Genomic DNA, 18,617 nt, shown 5'->3' with positions numbered 1-18,617 from the left:
GTCCATTTACAGGACTTCAGCTTTTTTCTGTTAAGATGCTTGTTTCTCCCGCTTTTGGGAAGCAGAAGAAGTGAAAAGAGAAAGAACGAACCCAATGACCACTCCGAAAATAGCAGGAACAACCCAGCCAATACCAAGGTCATATAAAGGTAATATCGTTTGAAAGAGATCCTCCACTGGTCCAATCGGGAGTTTCGCTGCTACTAAGCCGTCAAACAAACTGACGCAGCCAGTTAAAATCAAAGTAAGGACATAAACAGGTCTTCTTTGACCAAGCCATTTATCTGCCAGCGATAACACAATGATGACAATCGCTAGCGGATAAATCGCAGTTAAAACCGGTACAGAGAAAGCGATAATGTGAGCAAGTCCAAAATTTGAAATGATAAAACTAAATAATGTCACTAGTGTTACGACCATTTTATAAGAAAGTTTAGGTAATAAATTTGAGAAATACTCTCCGCATGATGTAACGAGACCGATACTTGTTGTTAAACAAGCAACCGTAATCGCGGCACCCAACACAATATTTCCTAAACTGCCAAATAGGAATTGAGAAGACTGAGCCAAGATTTTACTGCCATCTCCAACAAAACCAATGGCGTGTGTACTTGAAGCGCCTAAATAAGCAAGAGATAGATAAACAAATGTTAATCCGCAAGCTGCAATCAGACCCGCTTTGATACAAGCAGAAGTCAGTGCCTTTTTACTTGTCACACCGCGTCCTTTAATGGCGTTGATGACAACAACCCCAAACACAATAGAAGCAAGAGCATCCATTGTTTTATAGCCCTCTAGAAATCCTTTGAAAAATGATCCGCTGCTATAGGATACATCAGGTGTGCCAACGGCGCCCATCGGCGTTAAAATGGCTTTGACAATAATAATAAAAATAATCGTAAATTTAATTGGTGTTAACACTTTCCCTACACGATCCACAATCTTCGTTGGATTTAGAGCAAGATAATATGTAATACCAAAAAAGACAAGTGTGAATAAAAGAAGTGAGAGCCAAGCTGGTACACCTGCTAAAAAGGGTAATGCACCAATTTCATATGAAACCGTTCCTGTACGAGGAATAGCGAAAAGCGGCCCAATAGATAAATATAAAATGACGGTAAACGCTGTTCCAAAAGCTGGGTGAGCTTTATCAGCTAATCCTTTCGCATCTCGACCTGTTAAAGCGATCGCAATAATCCCTAGAAGAGGTAAACCGACACCTGTTAATAAAAATCCGCCCATTGCTTTCCACACATTTTGCCCAGCATATTGCCCAAGCTCTGGTGGATAAATCATATTTCCGGCGCCGAAGAATAGAGCAAATAACATAAAACCGATAATAACTGTATCTTTCGTCGACAAAGTTGCCTTCATTGCATTTAAAGCCTCCATTATTATGTTGAAATATTCTGTTAATTAGTTGCTAAGTAACCGTTCATCATTAACATTCACTAATTATAAAGGATGTACGCCTGATGTCAACATGTGTTTTCGTACAAAAGTCATGAATTTTTCTATTTTAGTATATGGAGAACAATAAAAAACATCCCCTTCCAATGAAGAAGGGGATGTTTCGGTTTATGACTATGAGGCGAGCTGTTTGGGCGGGCTGGTAAACATCGAAATAAGTAAACCAACCACAGCACCGATAATAGCTGGTAAGATCCAGCCAATGCCTAAATCGTAAAACGGTACGATTGAATCTAAGATGTCAGGCAAGTCACCGAGGTTCACTTTGGCAGCTAATAATCCATCAATGATGGCAAAGAAACCAGTAAAGATAAGAGATACGATATAAATGAGTCTTCTTCCGTTAATCCAGCGATCAAGGAATGACAATAAAATAATGACAATTGCCAGTGGATAGATTGTCACAAGAACTGGAACAGATAGAGAGATAATTTGTGCCAAACCAAGGTTTGCAACCAGTGTACTAAATAAAGAAACAATTAGAACGACTGTGCGATAAGAAAGGCTAGGGATGAGCTTTGAAAAATATTCCCCACAGGATGAAATAAGTCCAACACTAGTCGTTAAACAAGCGAATAAAATGGCTGCGCCAAGTACAATGTTTCCAGCAGAACCGAATAAAAAGTTGGCAGAAAGTGAAAGCAGTTTGCCGCCGTCATTTGCTCCAACCATTCCCGTCGCATCGGGACTTGAAGCACCCACATAAGCAAGTGAAATGTACACCAATGCCAGCCCAACAGCTGCCACGAGTCCTGCTTTAATACAAGCCGCTGCAAGAGATTTACGCTCCGTGATGCCTCTTTCCTTAACAGCCGTCACCACGACGATCCCAAATACGATAGAAGCAAGAGCATCCATTGTTTTATAGCCTTCTAAAAATCCAGTGAAGATCGGGTTTGCTTCATATGTTGCATCAGGAGCACCGATCATTCCCATTGGCGTAGCAATGGCTTTAATGACAATAATGGCAATAACAGTTAATAAGATCGGTGTCAAAATTTTACCAATTCGATCAACCAGCTTTGAAGGATTTAAAGCAAGCAGGTATGAAATAGTGAAAAACACAACGGTAAAGATGAATAGTGGTACCCATGAAGTGGACTGTGCCCCTGACAGAAATGGAGCTAATCCTATCTCGTATGAAACCGTACCAGTTCGCGGAATAGCGAAAAATGGTCCGATGGATAAATACAGAATAACGGTGAAGATGGTCCCGAATTTTGGGTGCGCTTTATCCGCAAGGCCTTTTGCACCGGTACCTGTAAGGGCGACTGCAATCACCCCTAGAAGCGGAAGACCTACTCCTGTGAGTAAAAATCCACCGATGGCAAGCCATACATTCTCACCCGCATATTGTCCAAGAACAGGTGGGAAAATCATATTTCCTGCGCCAAAGAATAATGCAAAAAGCATTAGACCAATGGCTAGCGTCTCTTTTATACTTAAACTATTTTTCAAAATAGTTCCTCCTTAATCAGTGTAGTGTGTCAAATTAAAATATTCTGACAATTTGGATGATCGTGTGACAATTGCACTATGGATGATATAGTGAAAATGAAAAGTTGTCAACTGCCATTTTCAGAAAATTCTCTGTCTGACTTCATTATGGTAACATATAAATGCATTTATTTTTTAAGCTTTTTGTAAGGAGTTACAATATGATCTATCTTGATAATAGTGCAACAACCAAGCCTTATCTAGAGGTTTTACAAGTATATCAGCAAGTGAGTGAGCGTTTTTTTGGTAATCCGTCTTCGCTTCATCAGCTCGGAATTGATGCCAGCCGGCTGCTAAGTGAAACGAGAAAACAAATGCTTCACTATACAGGATTGAAACAATATGAGATTATTTTCACTTCTGGCGCAACAGAAGCAAATAACATTGCCATTAAAGGAGCAGCTCTAGCCAAAATGAACCGGGGGAAACATATTGTGACAACAGCAATTGAACACCCCTCTGTCATCGAATCGTTTGAACAGCTGAAGGCTTTATTTGGTTTTGATATCTCCTATATTCAAGTAAATGAGCATGGCCATGCTGATATGAATCATTTAAAAGAAGTGCTACGCCCTGATACAGTACTGGTCAGCATGATGCATGTCAATAACGAAACGGGTGCCATCCAGCCGATTGAAGAAGCTGCTGGCATCATTCGTGAGCATGCCGAAAATGCCCTTTTTCATGTCGACGGGGTCCAGGGAATGTGCAGAGTAGCACTTAATAAACAGCTGGATGTGGATCTTTTGACGATATCTGGCCACAAAATTCATGGCTTAAAAGGGACAGGAGCGCTCTTTTTAAAAAAAGATGTTGTGCTTGCCCCTTTCATCACAGGAGGGGAGCAGGAATTAGGACTACGGTCAGGTACTGAAAACCCTGCTGGTGCTGTCAGCTTAGCAAAAGCCATGAAACAATCATTCGAACGGCTGAAAAATTATCATGATGAAATGCTTAACTTAAAAACGCAGCTGCAAAAACAGCTTGGAGAAATAGAAGGTATTGTCATCAACACACCGCTGACGCAAAGTGCGCCGCACATTGTGAATTTTTCAGTGCCAGGTATTCAAATCGAGGTTCTTCTCCATATGCTTGAAAAAGAAGGCATGTATGTCTCGACAACCTCTGCCTGCTCAGCCAAGAAAAAAGAGCCAAGCCGTGTGCTGCTAGCGATGGGGAAAGCAGAAGAAGTGGCCAAAAGCAGTATGAGAATCAGTTTGACATTTGGACAAGGACCAGAGCTAGCGCCGCAAATCATCACATCGATCGCACAAAGTGTAAAAAAACTAAAAGGAATGAGATAACAGCATGAAATATGATCATATTTTAGTCCGTTTTGGTGAGATTTCAACAAAAGGGAAGAATAGAAAGAAATTTATTGAAAAACTAAGGCAGCATATCCGGTTTGTATTGAAAGACTTTGAAGCATTAAAGTATGCATCTGACAGAGACCGCATCACGATCATGCTGAACGGAGAAGATCCTGAACCGATTTCAGAACAGCTCAAAAGTGTATTTGGCATTCAAAGCTTTAGTCTTGCGGTGAAATGTGAGACAAATCTCGATGCCATCAAAGAAGCGTCACTCACAGCGGTACAGGAAGTATATGAACAAGGAAATACATTTAAGGTCTCAACGAAACGCTCTTATAAACAATTTGAACTTGATTCAAATGAAATGAACCGCGAAATTGGCGGACATGTGCTGAAGAATACGGAAAACTTAACGGTCAATGTCAAACAGCCGGATGTACATTTGCGCATTGAAATAAGAGAACATGCGACGTATATTACATTTAAAGATGTCAAGGGTGCTGGCGGCCTGCCGGTTGGTTCAAGCGGAAGAGCGATGCTCATGCTTTCAGGCGGCTTTGACAGCCCAGTTGCCGGCTATCAAGCGATGAAACGCGGGATTCAAATTGAGGCTGTACATTTCTTTAGCCCCCCATATACAAGTGAACGTGCCAAGCAAAAGGTCATTGATCTTACAGAATGCTTAGCAGCATATGGAGGCGAAGTGAAGCTTCACATCGTTCCTTTTACAAAAATTCAAGAGCTGATTCACAAACAAGTACCTGAAAACTATACGATGACATCAACAAGAAGAATGATGCTGAAAATAGCTGATAAAATAAGAGCGAAGCGTGATGCTCTTGCGATTATTACGGGTGAAAGCCTTGGACAAGTCGCAAGTCAGACACTGGAAAGCATGTATGCGATTAACCATGTGACCAATACACCAATCATTCGACCGCTCATTGCTGTTGATAAAAATGACATTATTGATGAAGCGAGACGAATTGGCACTTACGAGACAAGTATTCAGCCTTTCGAGGATTGCTGCACGATCTTTACGCCGCCATCTCCTAAAACAAAACCAAAGCTTGAGAAAGTAGAACGCTACGAAAGCTTTGCTGATTTCGAGCCGATGCTCGACGAGGCAGTGGATCAAATGGAAACGATCATCGTCACAAATGAGAAGAAAGCGGCAGACGAATTCGCTGATTTATTCTAAAATAAAAATTTCATAATAATTACCATAAAATCAATCGCATGAAGTCATGTGTTTCTACACATTCTATATTCACAAGGAGGTGAGAACACATGGCTCAACAAAACAGACAAAGCAGTTCTAACCAATTACTAGTACCAGGCGCTGCACAAGCAATCGACCAAATGAAGTACGAAATCGCTTCTGAATTCGGTGTAAACCTTGGTGCAGAAACAACATCTCGCGCTAACGGATCAGTTGGTGGAGAAATCACTAAGCGTCTTGTATCTTACGCTCAACAACATATGGGTGGCGGATCTTTCTAAGACACACAATTAAAAAGTTATGGCTTAGGAGCGGGATCATTCCCGCTCTTTTCTTTTTGTACATAAAAATAGTTTGAATATTTCTAAAAAAGAAGACGAATGAAAAAAATTATGGCATAATACTAGGAGTAGGTCCTAATTCAAGCATTTTTCAGTTATGAGTGTTAGAATAGGTAAATTGAAACATGTTTCGTTTCATAGAAAGAGGCTAAAAGGAGCGGTACCATGAAAAGAGAAGACTTAATTGCACCAGAACAATATAACTTAGTCAGTGAGATTGAAGCGTTCAGTCATGACAAGGAGAAAATAGCCCTGCACTGGCAGGATGGAAATGGCCACGAAGCGCATGTGACGTATGCAGCTTTAGTGGAAGAAGCAAATAAAATTGGTCATGTATTATTAAATGCAGGCTTTAAAAAAGGCGATAAAATCATTGTGATGGTGCCGCGCATGCTAGAGGCATACAGCATTTATTTAGCAATTTTGAAAACAGGAATGGTCGTCATTCCTTGTTCAGAAATGCTGCGTGCAAAAGATTTAGATTACCGAATTGAACATGCAGAAGCAAAGGGAGCGATTGTTTACTCTTCATTCATTCAATCGTTCGACGGAACCAATCAGCCAAACGATTTTAAAACATTCTCAATCGGTGAAAACGATCATGGCTGGACAAATATTCTAGCGCAAAAGGATCAACAATCAAGTGAGCTGCAAATGGCTCCAACAACACGTACAGACATGGCGTTCTTATCCTATACATCTGGTACGACAGGTCATCCAAAAGGGGTTGTTCATACACACGGATGGGCGTATGCACATTTACGCACAGCTGCCAAAGCATGGCTCTCTATTAATGAGGGAGATAAAGTATGGGCGACAGCAGGGCCAGGCTGGCAAAAATGGGTGTGGAGCCCTCTCTTATCTGTGTTAGGAAGTGGCGCAGAAGGCTTTGTATACGGAGGGAAATTCAATCCAAATACGTACTTAGAGCTGCTTCAAAAAAATGAAATCAATGTCCTATGCTGTACGCCGACAGAATATCGTTTTATGGCGAAAGTAGATGACTTGAGTCAGTACGAGCTGCCAAAGCTGCATAGTGCCGTTTCTGCGGGAGAGCCGTTGAACCGTGAAGTCATTGATACATTCAAAAAGCATTTTGATATAGAAGTACGAGATGGCTATGGCCAAACAGAAAGCACACTGCTCGTAGGGGTGCTAAAAGGAATGGACATCAAGCCAGGCAGTATGGGAAAACCAACACCTGGCAACGAAGTCGAGATCATTGATGAGGACGGTAGCGTATGCGCTCCTGGAGAAGTTGGTGACATTGCGGTCCATCTCGAAACGCCGGCGTTATTTAAGGAATACTACAAAGATGAAGAGCGTACAAAAGCGCAGCGCCGCGGAAATTACTTTATTACCGGTGACCGCGCGAAAAAAGACGAAGATGGGTACTTCTGGTTTGAAAGCCGCAGAGATGATATCATCGTCAGCTCAGGCTATACCATTGGGCCGTTTGAAGTAGAAGATGCACTGATCAAACACCCAGCAGTCAAAGAATGTGCGGTTGTGGCTAGTCCAGATGAAATCAGAGGATCAATTGTGAAGGCATATGTCGTCCTGCGTGATGGATCAGCACAAAGTGATGAGCTGATCAAAGAGCTGCAGACACATGTGAAAAACACAACAGCACCTTACAAATACCCAAGAGAAATTGAATTCATTGACGAACTGCCAAAAACACCGTCAGCGAAAATCCGCCGTGTCGAGCTGAGAGAAAGAGAGCTTGCACGAAAAGGATCATGATGAATAAACGAAAAGCGTTTGGATGGAAGCATCCAGCGCTTTTTTTTACGGAAAATCAAATCCGCTGGAAGCGGTCATGATGTTCTATGATAAAATGTGTAAGAATTGCTGGAAAAGGAGAATGTTAGAAGATGTTCATTGCCATCATTCATGGAATTGTGCTTGCCTTTGGTCTCATTTTACCATTGGGCGCACAAAATGTATTTGTGTTTCAGCAAGGAGCGCTTCAGCCGCGATTATATCAGGCCTTACCTGTCGTTATCACTGCTGCTCTTTGTGACACACTATTAATTGCATTAGCTGTCATTGGGGTTTCTGTTGTGGTGTTCACCATTCCTGTACTGCAAATCGGTCTTTATATCATTGGATTTTGTTTTTTAGTTTATATGGGATGGTCCGTGTGGAACACAAGCTCATCAACAGATGCTAAAGAGAAGCAGGAATTTATGCCTGCGAGAAAGCAAATTGTCTTTGCCTGTTCAGTTTCACTTTTAAATCCCCACGCCATTCTTGATACAATTGGTGTGATTGGAACAAATTCGCTTCAATATAGCGGGGCAGAAAAACTGGCATTTACACTCGCCTGTATCATCGTGTCCTGGTTATGGTTTATTGGGCTCGCTTTTTTAGGGAAGATGCTAGGGAAGTTAGATACAAACGGCAAGTGGATGAACCGTATCAATAAAGCTTCAGCGGTCATGATCTGGCTTGTCGCGTTATACATTGCGTATCAATTGATTTTATAAAATACATAGAGGATAAAGCAAAGAAGCGCTTGGAAGGTAAGGTCCGGCGCTTTTTTTGTGTATTGGAAAGGCTCCTCAGCCAGTGTCACTATCATCGCAAGAGGAAGATCACATTCAATTGCCTATAGGAAATGATAAGAAATAGGATATATGATACATTACCACTAGTGGGTTTTATTGGCAAAAAGGTCTATTACATTATTTTCCTTTAGAGGTTATAATTTTATGAAATTTGCTAAAGGAGGATATATGATGAAGTTAAGAAAAATGTTTTGTGTGCTATTGTTTATAGCACTTTTATTCGGACAATTTCCTGTAGGAAAAGCTATTACCATAAAGGAGGAGGAGCCTTTTAAAAAGATACAAAATGTTAAAACAGAAGAAAAACTCATAAAAAAGGCAAAAAAAAGCTCTCAATTTTTAAAGGCAAAAGAATTAGCCCAAAAGAAAGGTTATCTATTAAATGGAGAAAGTGCAGCGGTTCATCTGAACGCTGCTGAAACGGATGTTGTTTACTTTTATCTTAAAAAGAAGAAGTCAGATAATCAGCTGTTAGACAATGTTTCCTTCATTTCAGTTTCATTGAGCCAAATAAAAGCTTACTATATTCAACTTGCAGAATACGATGAGAAAGGAAATTTGCACTCATATTTCTTCCAAAATGGAAAATTGAAAAATAAGTTCCATATCAACCAAAAAGGGGAGTTTTTAAAAGGATCTTTTACCTATGGTGAAAATGGTGCAAAGCAAGATATGATGGAATTAAATAAAAAAATTTTCCAGGCAGATGATTCAGAAATTCAAACGAGTTTTAGTTGGAACAAGTTTTGGAACTGCTTAAAAAAGCAAAGCGGCCCGAATGAATCTCTTCCGCTACGTTCAATGGTTTTAGGAGCGTGTTATTATATTTGTTTAACGGGACCTGCTAGCTGTATAGCATGCGCAGTGATTAATGGAGGAATATCTGCAGGATTAGCCGGTTATTGTGTGAAAAAAGTTTGGTAAATGGGGGTTTTTAGAATGGCTCATAAAGAACAGCGCAAGGGAATAGTTCTTGCTGTTTTTGATACGTTGACATTTGGTATACCAGTGTTGCTATGGAATTTATATAAGAATACCAGTACCACATTGAAATTCATGATCCCGATCATTCCCATTGTCGGTCTCATTACATATTTTTTAGCATCTCTTGATTAATAAAATAAAAAATCCTTTGCATGAGCGATACGCTCATGCTTTTTTAGGTCCTTTTTTGAAAATCGTTTGATTTAATAGGCGGAGAGCTTGTACGATATCATCCATTTGTTCTATATCCGAGGAAGATAGGCTGTCTAATAGCATCCCTTCGATATGCTGGAAGACTTCGTTCATACAAGCACGGCCTTTGTCAGACAGCTTAATGACATGTTTTCGTTTGTCATCACGGTCTTCTTCTCTAGCAATGAATTGTTTCTCGTGCAGTTTTTTTAGTTCTCTGCTGACATTTGGAAGAGACATGTGCTGACAGTCGGCAATTTCACTAGGCGTAAGCGGTTCGCTGACAGCTAGCTGCTCTAGAATTAAGTATTGTAAGGTCGTTAGGTCAGCCGGTTTGACTTTGCTCATCAGGGCATGTTTTAGCTCTGAAAAAGTAGAAGCAAATGCTACGAATTCCTTGAAGAAATGGGGATGCTTCATGTTTATCACCTCCTATGTAACATACCAAAATTATTATCAAAAAACAATTATCATTTGACAACTAATTAAGAGGGGTATATCATTTAGTTATCAAATGATAACAAAAGGAGACAACACATGAATCTACTCATTATTTATACTCACCCTCATCACAATAGTTTAAATGGTGCTTTTTTAAAAGAAATTATGAAAGGCAGTGAAGAAAATCCACTTGTTCATGAAGTGAAAATCATCGATTTATACAAAGAAGAATTTGATCCTGTGCTGATTTTTAATGAAGAGAAAAAAAGGCGTGATATGCATAAGGACCCTGACATTCGGGTGTATCAGGAAAAGATCAAATGGGCAGATAAAATCGTGTTCGTTTATCCCATTTGGTGGGGGCGGCCGCCAGCCATGCTGATTGGCTTTATTGACCGCATGTTTGCTGCGAATTTTGCTTATCGTCAAACAGGCGGGCTGCTTCCAGAAGGACTGTTAAAAGGAAAAAGTGCTGTTTGTGTATCGACAATGCAAGGGCCAACCAACTACCCTTTATTCTTTTTGCAAAATGCACACAAGATGTTAATGAAAAGAGCCCTCTTACAATATGTCGGAATCAAACCTGTGAAGTTTTTTGAGTTCGGCATGATGGAAAGCCCAAAAGGGAAACATGAGGCCAAATTAAAACGTATCTACAACTATTTCAAAAAAATCAGCTCATAAAACAGTTGGTGAAGTCACTTTTCTTCTAATTTGATCCTTTTATGTTTTAAAATGACAGTGAGGGTGGGGGAACTCTTCCTCGTCATTTGAAAAGGGGGATATGGATGAAGAAAACATTGTTTAAAGATGCAGCGATTTTAACACTTGATCCAACTTTAGGTTTTTTAGAAAAAGGAGATTTATTAATTGAAGGGACACACATTTTAGAGGTCGGACCTTTCATTGAAGCAAATGATGCTGACATTGTCGATGCGTCCGATATGGTGATCATGCCAGGGCTTGTGGATACACATCGTCATGTGTGGCAGTCTGTCATCAGAGGCATAGGCACAGATTGGTCTTTGCAGACATATTTGAGCAAAATCTATTATGGTAACTATGGTGCGATGAGACGCCCATCCGAGGATCGAATCGCAAATTATTTAGGGGCATTAGAGGCGTTAGATGCAGGAGTGACCACATGTTTAGACTGGGCGATGATCAATTCAATGGATCATACAGAAGAGCTGATCGGAGGATTAAAAGATGCGGGCATTCGAGCTGTTTTTGCTTTTGGCTCTTCTGGAGATGCTGAGTATTGGGATAGGGAGAGCACGCTCACCAATATGGAGGACGCAGCACGCGTGAAAAAAGCGCATTTTCAATCATCAGATCAGCTCTTGACGATGGGGCTTGCGATTCGTGGACCAGAGTTTTCCTCTTGGGAGACTTCAGTATTTGAAATCGAAACAGCCCGGTCTCTAGATGCTCTATGCAGTATGCACATTGGCTTTGGGAACTGGGGAGCGGAGGATCGTTCGATTGAGCGGCTTCACAAAGCAGGGTTACTCGGACCTGACCTCAACATGGTGCATATCAATGCAATCGATGCGGATCAAATGAAGATGCTGGCAGACAGCGGAAGCTCCATATCTATTACACCTGAAATTGAGATGATGATGGGTCACGGTTATCCTGTAACAGGACTTGCGATTGAACAAGGTGTTCTTCCAACGCTCGGTGTAGATGTGGTAACAGCGACAGGCGGAGATTTGTTTGCTCAAATGAAATTCGGACTTCAGGCAGAGCGCGCGCTTCAAAATCAATCATTGCTGATGGAGGGAATCATGCCAGGACCTGAACTTGGGATTTCTGCTCATCAAATGCTTGAAGCTGCAACGATCAATGGGGCTCGTGCATTACAGCTTGATCATAAAATTGGCTCACTCACACCTGGAAAAGAAGCTGATTTCATCCTGATCGACCGGACAAGCATGAATCTTCTGCCGATGACAGATCCGGCTGGAGCGGTTGTCCAAACGGCACATCCTTCAAATGTTGATTCTGTCTATGTGGCTGGAAAAGCAGTGAAACGAAGCGGAAAGCTTGTTGGTGTGAACCTAGAAGAGGTCAAACGCAAAGCTTATGCGGCAAGAGATCATATTCTATCGCACAAGTTTGAATCAACTCCATCATAAACAAACATATCCCCATAGACAGCGGCCTATGGGGAATAGATTACAAGGATTCTTTAATGACCTTTTTGTAATACTGGACAGATAGGAATCCGAAGACAGAATATAAAACCGTATAAATCGACATGACGATGAGCATTGGTGTCCACAGTTCACCGCCGAATAAAAACCAGCCAGACTGTACTGCAAAGTAGCTGTGCAGCAATCCGATGATGAGCGGAATCCCAAAGTTAAATAGCTGTTTGAGCCGAATGCCTTTTAATAGATCTTTCTCTGTAAAGCCAAGCTTACGTAAGATCGTGTACGAGCTTTGTTCTTCTTCACTTTCATTCATCTGTTTGAAGTATAAAATACAGCCTGATGTCACAAGGAAGCTTAGACCTAAAAATCCAACCACAAACATCATCAGTCCCATTGTTTGCTTTTGCTGCTGAGCTGAAGCTAATTGAGACATGCTGTCGTCACCTAGTTTTAAAGATGTAAACACATCATTGGCTTGTTCAAGATTTTTATCATCTTTTATATTGACCGCATGATATTGACTATTCTCAAGCTGCAGTTTAGGATCTTTCTGCTGGTCAAGCTTCTCAAAGACATTTTGACTGACGACGGCAACAGGCAGACCGCCAAAAGTGAATTTGTAAGAGATGATGTAATCTTTCTTCATATCAATGACTTTTAAATCAAGCGGCTTCTTGATGAGAAGTTTCACATCACCTGAACTTTGAATCGGCATGAATTTCTTCAATAAATCACTGTAGCCGCTTAAGATGACTTCGTTGTTTTCTACATGAATATTAGGTGCATTTTTCTCACTGATCACAGGCAGTGTCAAGACTCTTGGATTCTTATTCAAACTTTGTAATTCCGAATCCATGATCTTATGTGCATCAAAATCCGCTTGAATGACCTTGAACTGCTTTTTTTCATACGCAATATGTTTGTCAGAAAGTGCACGAGTGAAGGTATCGGCTTCTTTCTCTGAGCCCATGACAAAATGTGATGGAATCTGTTGTTCAGCCGCTTTTTCTGCTGAGTAATAGGAAATGTAGCTTAAAGATAACAACCCGATGGCAAGTGCAGATACGGTTGTAATAATCGTTAAAAGCAGTGCATTTGATTTTAATCGGAACATAATAGATGACAAAGACAGGACTTCATGAATGGCGAGATAGCCATTTTTTCTTTTCCGTACAATATTGGCAATGAAAGAAACAGAGCCTTTATAAAAAAGAAAGGTACCGATAATGACAGAGGCTAGAATATAAATCATTGCTGAAAATAACTCAAGCATGGACGTATATGAGCCGCTAAAAAGCTGAGAAGAAATATAATAGCCTGAGCTGATCAAGACAATACCGAAAACCCCAATGATGATTTCAAACACAGAGATCTTTTTCACACGCTGCTCTGTAGAAGACGTGGTTCTAAACAAAGATAAAATTGTCTGTTTACTAATAAACCGTCTATTTCTTAGCATAATTAATCCATAGATGATGAAAAAGACAATGAGCGTTTGCAGAAGGGCCATGCCTGAAAAATGCAGATGCGCGATGGCATTAACGCCGGTTACTTTAAATAGCACCATCAGCATGAGCTTTGAACCGATAAATCCAGCTATGATGCCAACAGCCATTGAGAACACATATAGGATGAAATTTTCTGCATTGAGCAGTTTGGCAATTTTTTGTTTCGTCATGCCAATGAGCTGCAGGAGACCTATTTCTTTCCCTCGTCGTTTAATAAAAATGCTGTTCGCATATAACAGGAAGATCCCAACAATGGCAATGAGCAGTACCGAAGCGGCTTTAATCGACGCACCGCCTTTAATGGACCCTTTTACATCATCAAGTGCTGGTGAGTACTGCAAGGTGACAAAAGAAAAGTAGAGCGCCACACTAAACACGAGAGCAAACACATATAAATAGTAATTCTTTAAATTTTTCTTCAGGTTACGGAAGATGAGCTGATTAATGTTCATGCTTCACACCGCCTAAGACACCTTGCGTTTTCATAATATCCTCGAAAAACATCTTTCTCTCTAAAGCACCTTTATTCAACTGAGTATAGATTTGTCCGTCCTTGATAAAAATGACGCGTCTTGAATAGCTGGCTGCGACAGGATCATGTGTCACCATGACAATAGTCGCTTTTCGTTTGCGATTGAAATCTTGCAGCTTATTGAGTAAATCAGATGCAGATTTGGAATCAAGCGCTCCGGTAGGTTCATCCGCGAAAATCAGACTCGGCTCATGAATGAAGGCACGAACCGCTGATGTCCGCTGCTTTTGCCCACCAGAGAGTTCATTCGGATATTTGTCTCTTAGTTCATAGATGCCCATGTCCTCCGCGAGCTGTTGAAAACGTTCAAAAGCTTCTTTTTTCGGCGTTTTGGAGATGGATAATGGCAAGAGGATGTTCTCTTTGACCGTGAGTGTATCAAGTAAGTTATAATCCTGAAAGACAAAGCCAAGCTGCTTTTTCCTGAATTCTGCGAGCTGCTGATCCTTCATTTGTGTCATCTCAGCATCTGCGATACGAATCGATCCACTGGATACATGATCGATAGAGGACAATACGTTTAGAAGGGTAGTTTTCCCCGAGCCTGATGGCCCCATAATGCTGACAAATTCTCCGGCTTCAATGGTCAAATCAATGCCGCTCAGCACCTCTTGTTTGTTGAATTTATTTCCATAGCTTTTATATATTTTGCGAGCTTCTAAAATGTTCATTTGTCGATCCCCTTTTTCTATTTAATTGATACCTCTAGTATAAAAAGAAGCCCGCCGCACTTCCTTCGATTTGGCGAACAAAACAGACGAGCATGTGACATTGTTGTCACATGCTTGTTGTTTTAAACGGTACTCAAGTTTTGTTTAATTCCGTTTCTGCTAATCACACATTCATTTTATCTGTTTTTCATTCTTATGTATCAATCTTCTTGGATTTTTCTTGGCATTATGACGTTTTGGAGCTTTACATGGTCATTTTATTCATGTATGCTATGCATATCAAATGTATGCATAGTAAATCTATGTATTAGGGGTGACCAGGAATGAAAGTAAGTAAAGAGCTTTTAAAGGGAAGTACAGCTACCTTGATTTTAAGCTTGTTAAATGAAAAGCCAATGTATGGATATGAAATGATCAAAGCATTGGAGGAGAAGTCTGAAGGGATTTTCAGCTTTAAAGAAGGAACAATCTATCCTATTTTGCACAACTTGGAGGGGAAAGAATTCATTATCTCTTACTGGGGCGAAGGGAATGGCAATCGGAAAAGAAAATATTACAAAATAAATGAACAAGGAAAAGCATTTATGAAGGAAAAGAAAGAAGAATGGGATGTTTTCAAAAATGCAGTCGATGGCGTGTTGAACGGAGGGAAAATCGCATGGGATTAGAAAAAAAGTTCGAGAAGTATATCAAAAATGTTTGTAAACGAATCAAAAATAAAGATGTCCATACGGATATAAAGCTTGAGCTTATGGATCATCTATACACGCTAAAAGAGGAAGCGATGAATGCTGGGATGTCTGAAGAAGAGGCGGTGGATCAAGCGATAGAACAAATTGGGGATGCGGCCATTCTCGGAGCGCAGCTTCATGAAACACATAAAACCCAAATGGATCTTAAAATGATTCTTCTTGTGTTAGCCGCTTGTTCTTTCGGACTGCTTGTCATGTACTTTTTACAGTTTCATTCGGAGTTTACAAATCTACAAGACATGAATATTTTTTATAAAAGTCTCGCCTTTTATTTAGTTGGACTAGTGCTTATGTTTGCTTTGTTTTCTTTCGATTATCGGCGCTTATTGAAATACTCTTGGCATTTGTACATCGGGACGCTCGGAATGGTGCTTCTGACGATGGTTTTTGGCATAAGAGTAAACGGTATTCTTTTTTTAAGATTAAGCGATATCTCAATCAATCTGACGGAGATTGTACCATTTCTTGTGACTGTTTCTTTAGCAGGTATTTTTCACTCTTGGAATTGGGAGAATGATTTCAAAGCTTGGCTTGGAGTGGGGATTATGGCTTTACCAGTTATTTTAATCAGTGCAATTGGTTTTCTTCCTGCGACCATCATCTGTTTTGTCATGTGCTTAACGATGATGTGTGTGTCTAGTGCACGTTTAAGGCAAATCATTCCGCTCGCAGCAGCAGGTGGTTTATATCTGGTGGTTGAATTATTTTCTCTTTTTCAAGGAGATAGCCGCCTTTACTTTTATACAGTTCATGAATTCAGCTCAAACGGGCTTCAAATCATTCCTTCTGCAATGTCCGAGGTTCATACTGATTGGATGTTTACATATATCATTTATTCGTTTGGGTGGTTGGCAGGAGTGGTGGCTCTCATGTTGTTTGTTATATTTATTTACAGAGTATTTCATACAGCAAAAGGAGTGAAATTGACTTATGGAAAAATGGTAATGACATGTTTAGCAGCTGTGTTTGCAACCAAATTTACCTTAAGTATTTTCACAAATTTTGGCTTGTTGCCTTTTCCGGGATTGGCCATGCCTTTCATGAGCTATGGTGGTTCTCATATTCTGCTAGAATTAATGGCTGTTGGACTGATTTTAAGTATTTATAGACGTAGACAGATGGGAGATATTTTTCCTCAAGAAGCGGGGAGTATTTCTTAAATAAAATACTTAAATCTCTTCGCACTAGCTTGTGAGCCAGATGCGAAGAGATTTTGATTCGTCTGTTTTGTCACATGCTCGCAATATGCACAAAATCATTCTTTTTCGGAAAGATAAAGGTGAAGGTTGTGCCTTGGTCTATCGTGGAGTTGACCTCGATCTTGATATGAAGAGCGTCTGCTCCTTTTTTCGTTAAATAAAGCCCCATTCCTGTTGAGGCGGTGTCATTGTGATGTCTCGTTGAGGTAAAGCCTTTTTCAAAAATACGAGACAGGTCTCTTGGATCTATCCCTCTGCCTTGATCTGAGATCGTCAGCATCACTTGGTCATTCATTCGCTTGCTTTCAATGGCAATATCGGACGAATGACTGTACTTAACTGCATTTGTGAGCACCTGTCTGATCATAAAGGATAACCATTTTGTATCACTTAATACGTGACGTTCTTCTAGCGTGAGTTCAAAGCCGATTCCTTTTTGCATGCACCATGATTGGAGCGCTTTGATTTCCTTCGCTAAGATGCTTTGCAGGTCCAGCTGTTCAATAAATAAATCATTTTCGATATGACGTATTCTGCTTTGGTGCAGCTGGGCATCGAGTAATAAATGAATTCTGAGCCATTCATACGTCATATTCGATTTCAGCGGCTGCTCTGTTAAGCGGTCAATCATTAAGTGCATCGCTGTGAGAGGTGTTTTCACTTCATGTATCCATGAGAGCAATTCATCCTTCTCTTCTTCAAGGGCGATTTGCTGTTCTGCTGCCATTTTCCGGTAGCGGGCAATTTGCTCTGACGTCGCATCATGTACAAGCTGTTCAAATGGGGAAGATGGAGTGAGCCGCATTTGATGATCAATATGATCATCCCATTCTTTCAGCCGCTCATAATACGCCGTTTCTTTACGATATCGGAAAAAGAGAAAGACGATCATGAAAAACGTAGATAATAACACAATATAAAAAAGAGACGCCAGTGGAATGGTCGTATCCAGATAAGCAACAAACAGAATGAGGAGCTGCAAACTAAGAAAGAACAGGATCCAGCTTCTTCGTTCTTTTAAAAATGCTTGCAGCATCATTGATCATCCTTTTCTTTTGCAAGATAGCCTTGGCCCACTTTTGTCTCAATGTAGGTGCCAAGGGAGATCTCATCTAGTTTTTTTCTAAGGCGATTGACGTTCACAGTGAGTGTATTGTCACTGACAAACCGTTCATCCTCCCACAGTGCTTGAATGAGTGATTCCCTGCTGACAATATGATTTTTATGCTGAATCAATTCCTTGAGAATAAACAGTTCATTTTTCGTTAATTCCACTTCACCGTGATCATTTGTGACGGTGTTTTTTTCTAGGTCGATCGTAGCGCCGCACCATACCTTTAAGCTTGCAGGTTCTGCATTGTAATCATGTACCCTGCGAAGAACGGCACTGACTTTGGCAATGAGCACGTCAAAGTGAAAGGGCTTTTGTACAAAATCATCGGCACCGAGCTGCATTGACATGACCATATCAGCAGGATGGTCACGAGAGGAGAGGAAGATGATCGGTACATTTGAATGATGCCGAATCATTCGGCACCAGTGAAAACCATCGTATTTTGGCAGCTGTATATCAATAATGACGAGATCAGGCTGAACAGAAGTGAATTCCTGCATCACCTGTTGAAAATCATGAATCCCATAAACATCATAGGACCAGTTTACTAGACGTTCTTTGATTTCTTGGAAGAGGGTTGTATCGTCCTCAATCAGTAAAATTTTAAACAAAACCAGCACCACACTTTTTGTATTCGCTTGTATGTAAT

At 40.5% G+C, this 18,617-nt stretch carries 18 protein-coding genes; 11 read left to right on the top strand and 7 right to left on the bottom strand.

Features of this window, described 5'->3' with window-relative positions:
- Positions 1-30: 30 nt before the first annotated feature.
- Together brnQ (C6Y07_RS06845) and brnQ (C6Y07_RS06840) are read right to left on the bottom strand one after the other, a co-directional pair.
- Positions 31-1,374: a branched-chain amino acid transport system II carrier protein gene (brnQ, locus tag C6Y07_RS06845; RefSeq protein ID WP_060597011.1), complete on the bottom strand. Its 1,344-nt coding sequence runs from the start codon at positions 1,372-1,374 to the stop codon at positions 31-33.
- Between the two features lie 210 nt (positions 1,375-1,584).
- Complete coding sequence (gene brnQ, locus C6Y07_RS06840) at positions 1,585-2,928, bottom strand: branched-chain amino acid transport system II carrier protein (RefSeq protein ID WP_106072601.1); 1,344 nt, start codon at positions 2,926-2,928, stop codon at positions 1,585-1,587.
- Positions 2,929-3,128: 200 nt separating this feature from the next.
- Between brnQ (C6Y07_RS06840) and C6Y07_RS06835 the strand changes: the two genes are divergently transcribed.
- The 7 genes from C6Y07_RS06835 to C6Y07_RS18900 all read left to right on the top strand — a co-directional run bounded on the left by C6Y07_RS06835 (position 3,129) and on the right by C6Y07_RS18900 (position 9,532).
- Positions 3,129-4,271, top strand: a complete 1,143-nt coding sequence (locus C6Y07_RS06835) for a cysteine desulfurase family protein (protein WP_106072602.1) — start codon at positions 3,129-3,131, stop codon at positions 4,269-4,271.
- Positions 4,272-4,275: 4 nt separating this feature from the next.
- Entirely contained in the window at positions 4,276-5,481 is a 1,206-nt protein-coding gene (gene thiI / locus C6Y07_RS06830) for a tRNA uracil 4-sulfurtransferase ThiI (protein ID WP_106039677.1), read from the top strand.
- 89 nt (positions 5,482-5,570) lie between these two features.
- The gene (locus C6Y07_RS06825; protein WP_024424829.1) at positions 5,571-5,783 is read left to right on the top strand and encodes an alpha/beta-type small acid-soluble spore protein; all 213 of its coding nucleotides are present in this window, start codon (positions 5,571-5,573) and stop codon (positions 5,781-5,783) included.
- A 225-nt stretch (positions 5,784-6,008) separates the two neighbouring features.
- On the top strand, positions 6,009-7,589 hold the full coding sequence (gene mbcS / locus C6Y07_RS06820) for an acyl-CoA synthetase MbcS (protein WP_106039678.1): 1,581 nt from the start codon (positions 6,009-6,011) through the stop codon (positions 7,587-7,589).
- 131 nt (positions 7,590-7,720) lie between these two features.
- Positions 7,721-8,335: a LysE/ArgO family amino acid transporter gene (locus C6Y07_RS06815; protein WP_106036963.1), complete on the top strand. Its 615-nt coding sequence runs from the start codon at positions 7,721-7,723 to the stop codon at positions 8,333-8,335.
- Between the two features lie 252 nt (positions 8,336-8,587).
- Positions 8,588-9,340 (top strand): hypothetical protein, encoded by a 753-nt coding sequence (locus C6Y07_RS06810; protein ID WP_095285575.1) that lies wholly within the window; start codon positions 8,588-8,590, stop codon positions 9,338-9,340.
- Between the two features lie 15 nt (positions 9,341-9,355).
- The gene (locus C6Y07_RS18900; RefSeq protein WP_162839365.1) at positions 9,356-9,532 is read left to right on the top strand and encodes a hypothetical protein; all 177 of its coding nucleotides are present in this window, start codon (positions 9,356-9,358) and stop codon (positions 9,530-9,532) included.
- Positions 9,533-9,565: 33 nt separating this feature from the next.
- Here the strand turns inward: C6Y07_RS18900 and C6Y07_RS06805 are convergent, their stop codons facing one another.
- Complete coding sequence (locus C6Y07_RS06805) at positions 9,566-10,012, bottom strand: MarR family winged helix-turn-helix transcriptional regulator (RefSeq protein ID WP_106036962.1); 447 nt, start codon at positions 10,010-10,012, stop codon at positions 9,566-9,568.
- 117 nt (positions 10,013-10,129) lie between these two features.
- Between C6Y07_RS06805 and C6Y07_RS06800 the strand changes: the two genes are divergently transcribed.
- On the top strand, positions 10,130-10,717 hold the full coding sequence (locus tag C6Y07_RS06800) for an NAD(P)H-dependent oxidoreductase (protein ID WP_060597004.1): 588 nt from the start codon (positions 10,130-10,132) through the stop codon (positions 10,715-10,717).
- Between the two features lie 104 nt (positions 10,718-10,821).
- Positions 10,822-12,174, top strand: a complete 1,353-nt coding sequence (locus C6Y07_RS06795; RefSeq protein ID WP_106072603.1) for an amidohydrolase family protein — start codon at positions 10,822-10,824, stop codon at positions 12,172-12,174.
- 40 nt (positions 12,175-12,214) lie between these two features.
- Here C6Y07_RS06795 and C6Y07_RS06790 read toward each other — a convergent pair whose 3' ends face one another.
- Both C6Y07_RS06790 and C6Y07_RS06785 read right to left on the bottom strand, forming a co-directional pair.
- Positions 12,215-14,152: an ABC transporter permease gene (locus C6Y07_RS06790; RefSeq protein ID WP_060597002.1), complete on the bottom strand. Its 1,938-nt coding sequence runs from the start codon at positions 14,150-14,152 to the stop codon at positions 12,215-12,217.
- Entirely contained in the window at positions 14,142-14,903 is a 762-nt protein-coding gene (locus C6Y07_RS06785; RefSeq protein ID WP_012010889.1) for an ABC transporter ATP-binding protein, read from the bottom strand. The genes C6Y07_RS06790 and C6Y07_RS06785 overlap by 11 nt, the downstream gene beginning before the upstream one ends.
- Before the next feature lie 323 nt (positions 14,904-15,226).
- On the opposite strand from C6Y07_RS06785, the gene C6Y07_RS06780 reads away from it, so the two are divergent.
- Together C6Y07_RS06780 and C6Y07_RS06775 are read left to right on the top strand one after the other, a co-directional pair.
- Complete coding sequence (locus tag C6Y07_RS06780) at positions 15,227-15,571, top strand: PadR family transcriptional regulator (protein WP_060597001.1); 345 nt, start codon at positions 15,227-15,229, stop codon at positions 15,569-15,571.
- Entirely contained in the window at positions 15,562-16,815 is a 1,254-nt protein-coding gene (locus C6Y07_RS06775) for an FtsW/RodA/SpoVE family cell cycle protein (RefSeq protein ID WP_106036961.1), read from the top strand. Before C6Y07_RS06780 ends, C6Y07_RS06775 begins: the two co-directional genes overlap by 10 nt.
- A gap of 70 nt (positions 16,816-16,885) precedes the next feature.
- Here C6Y07_RS06775 and C6Y07_RS06770 read toward each other — a convergent pair whose 3' ends face one another.
- Positions 16,886-17,890 carry a sensor histidine kinase gene (locus tag C6Y07_RS06770; protein WP_060596999.1) on the bottom strand — a complete coding sequence of 335 codons (1,005 nt, stop codon included), beginning with the start codon at positions 17,888-17,890 and terminating at the stop codon, positions 16,886-16,888.
- Entirely contained in the window at positions 17,890-18,579 is a 690-nt protein-coding gene (locus C6Y07_RS06765) for a response regulator transcription factor (protein WP_148660152.1), read from the bottom strand. Before C6Y07_RS06765 ends, C6Y07_RS06770 begins: the two co-directional genes overlap by 1 nt.
- Positions 18,580-18,617 lie beyond the last annotated feature (38 nt).

Source organism: Bacillus sp. LNXM12-1 (assembly GCF_003004375.1).
In the GTDB taxonomy this organism is placed as follows: Bacteria; Bacillota; Bacilli; order Bacillales; family Bacillaceae; genus Bacillus.
The sequence above is the reverse complement of the archived record's forward strand: the minus strand, read 5'-3'. Positions and strand labels throughout refer to the sequence as shown.

Excerpts from the sequence above, each read along its gene's own strand:
- C6Y07_RS06780 (WP_060597001.1), top strand. The coding sequence starts at position 15,227 with ATGAAAGTAAGTAAAGAGCTTTTAAAGGGAAGTACAGCTACCTTGATT.
- C6Y07_RS06785 (WP_012010889.1), bottom strand. The coding sequence starts at position 14,903 with ATGAACATTTTAGAAGCTCGCAAAATATATAAAAGCTATGGAAATAAA.
- brnQ (WP_060597011.1), bottom strand. The coding sequence starts at position 1,374 with ATGAAGGCAACTTTGTCGACGAAAGATACAGTTATTATCGGTTTTATG.
- thiI (WP_106039677.1), top strand. The coding sequence starts at position 4,276 with ATGAAATATGATCATATTTTAGTCCGTTTTGGTGAGATTTCAACAAAA.
- C6Y07_RS06835 (WP_106072602.1), top strand. The coding sequence starts at position 3,129 with ATGATCTATCTTGATAATAGTGCAACAACCAAGCCTTATCTAGAGGTT.
- mbcS (WP_106039678.1), top strand. The coding sequence starts at position 6,009 with ATGAAAAGAGAAGACTTAATTGCACCAGAACAATATAACTTAGTCAGT.
- C6Y07_RS18900 (WP_162839365.1), top strand. The coding sequence starts at position 9,356 with ATGGCTCATAAAGAACAGCGCAAGGGAATAGTTCTTGCTGTTTTTGAT.
- C6Y07_RS06775 (WP_106036961.1), top strand. The coding sequence starts at position 15,562 with ATGGGATTAGAAAAAAAGTTCGAGAAGTATATCAAAAATGTTTGTAAA.
- C6Y07_RS06825 (WP_024424829.1), top strand. The coding sequence starts at position 5,571 with ATGGCTCAACAAAACAGACAAAGCAGTTCTAACCAATTACTAGTACCA.
- C6Y07_RS06800 (WP_060597004.1), top strand. The coding sequence starts at position 10,130 with ATGAATCTACTCATTATTTATACTCACCCTCATCACAATAGTTTAAAT.
- C6Y07_RS06770 (WP_060596999.1), bottom strand. The coding sequence starts at position 17,890 with ATGCTGCAAGCATTTTTAAAAGAACGAAGAAGCTGGATCCTGTTCTTT.
- C6Y07_RS06805 (WP_106036962.1), bottom strand. The coding sequence starts at position 10,012 with ATGAAGCATCCCCATTTCTTCAAGGAATTCGTAGCATTTGCTTCTACT.
- C6Y07_RS06810 (WP_095285575.1), top strand. The coding sequence starts at position 8,588 with ATGAAGTTAAGAAAAATGTTTTGTGTGCTATTGTTTATAGCACTTTTA.
- C6Y07_RS06790 (WP_060597002.1), bottom strand. The coding sequence starts at position 14,152 with ATGAACATTAATCAGCTCATCTTCCGTAACCTGAAGAAAAATTTAAAG.
- C6Y07_RS06815 (WP_106036963.1), top strand. The coding sequence starts at position 7,721 with ATGTTCATTGCCATCATTCATGGAATTGTGCTTGCCTTTGGTCTCATT.
- C6Y07_RS06795 (WP_106072603.1), top strand. The coding sequence starts at position 10,822 with ATGAAGAAAACATTGTTTAAAGATGCAGCGATTTTAACACTTGATCCA.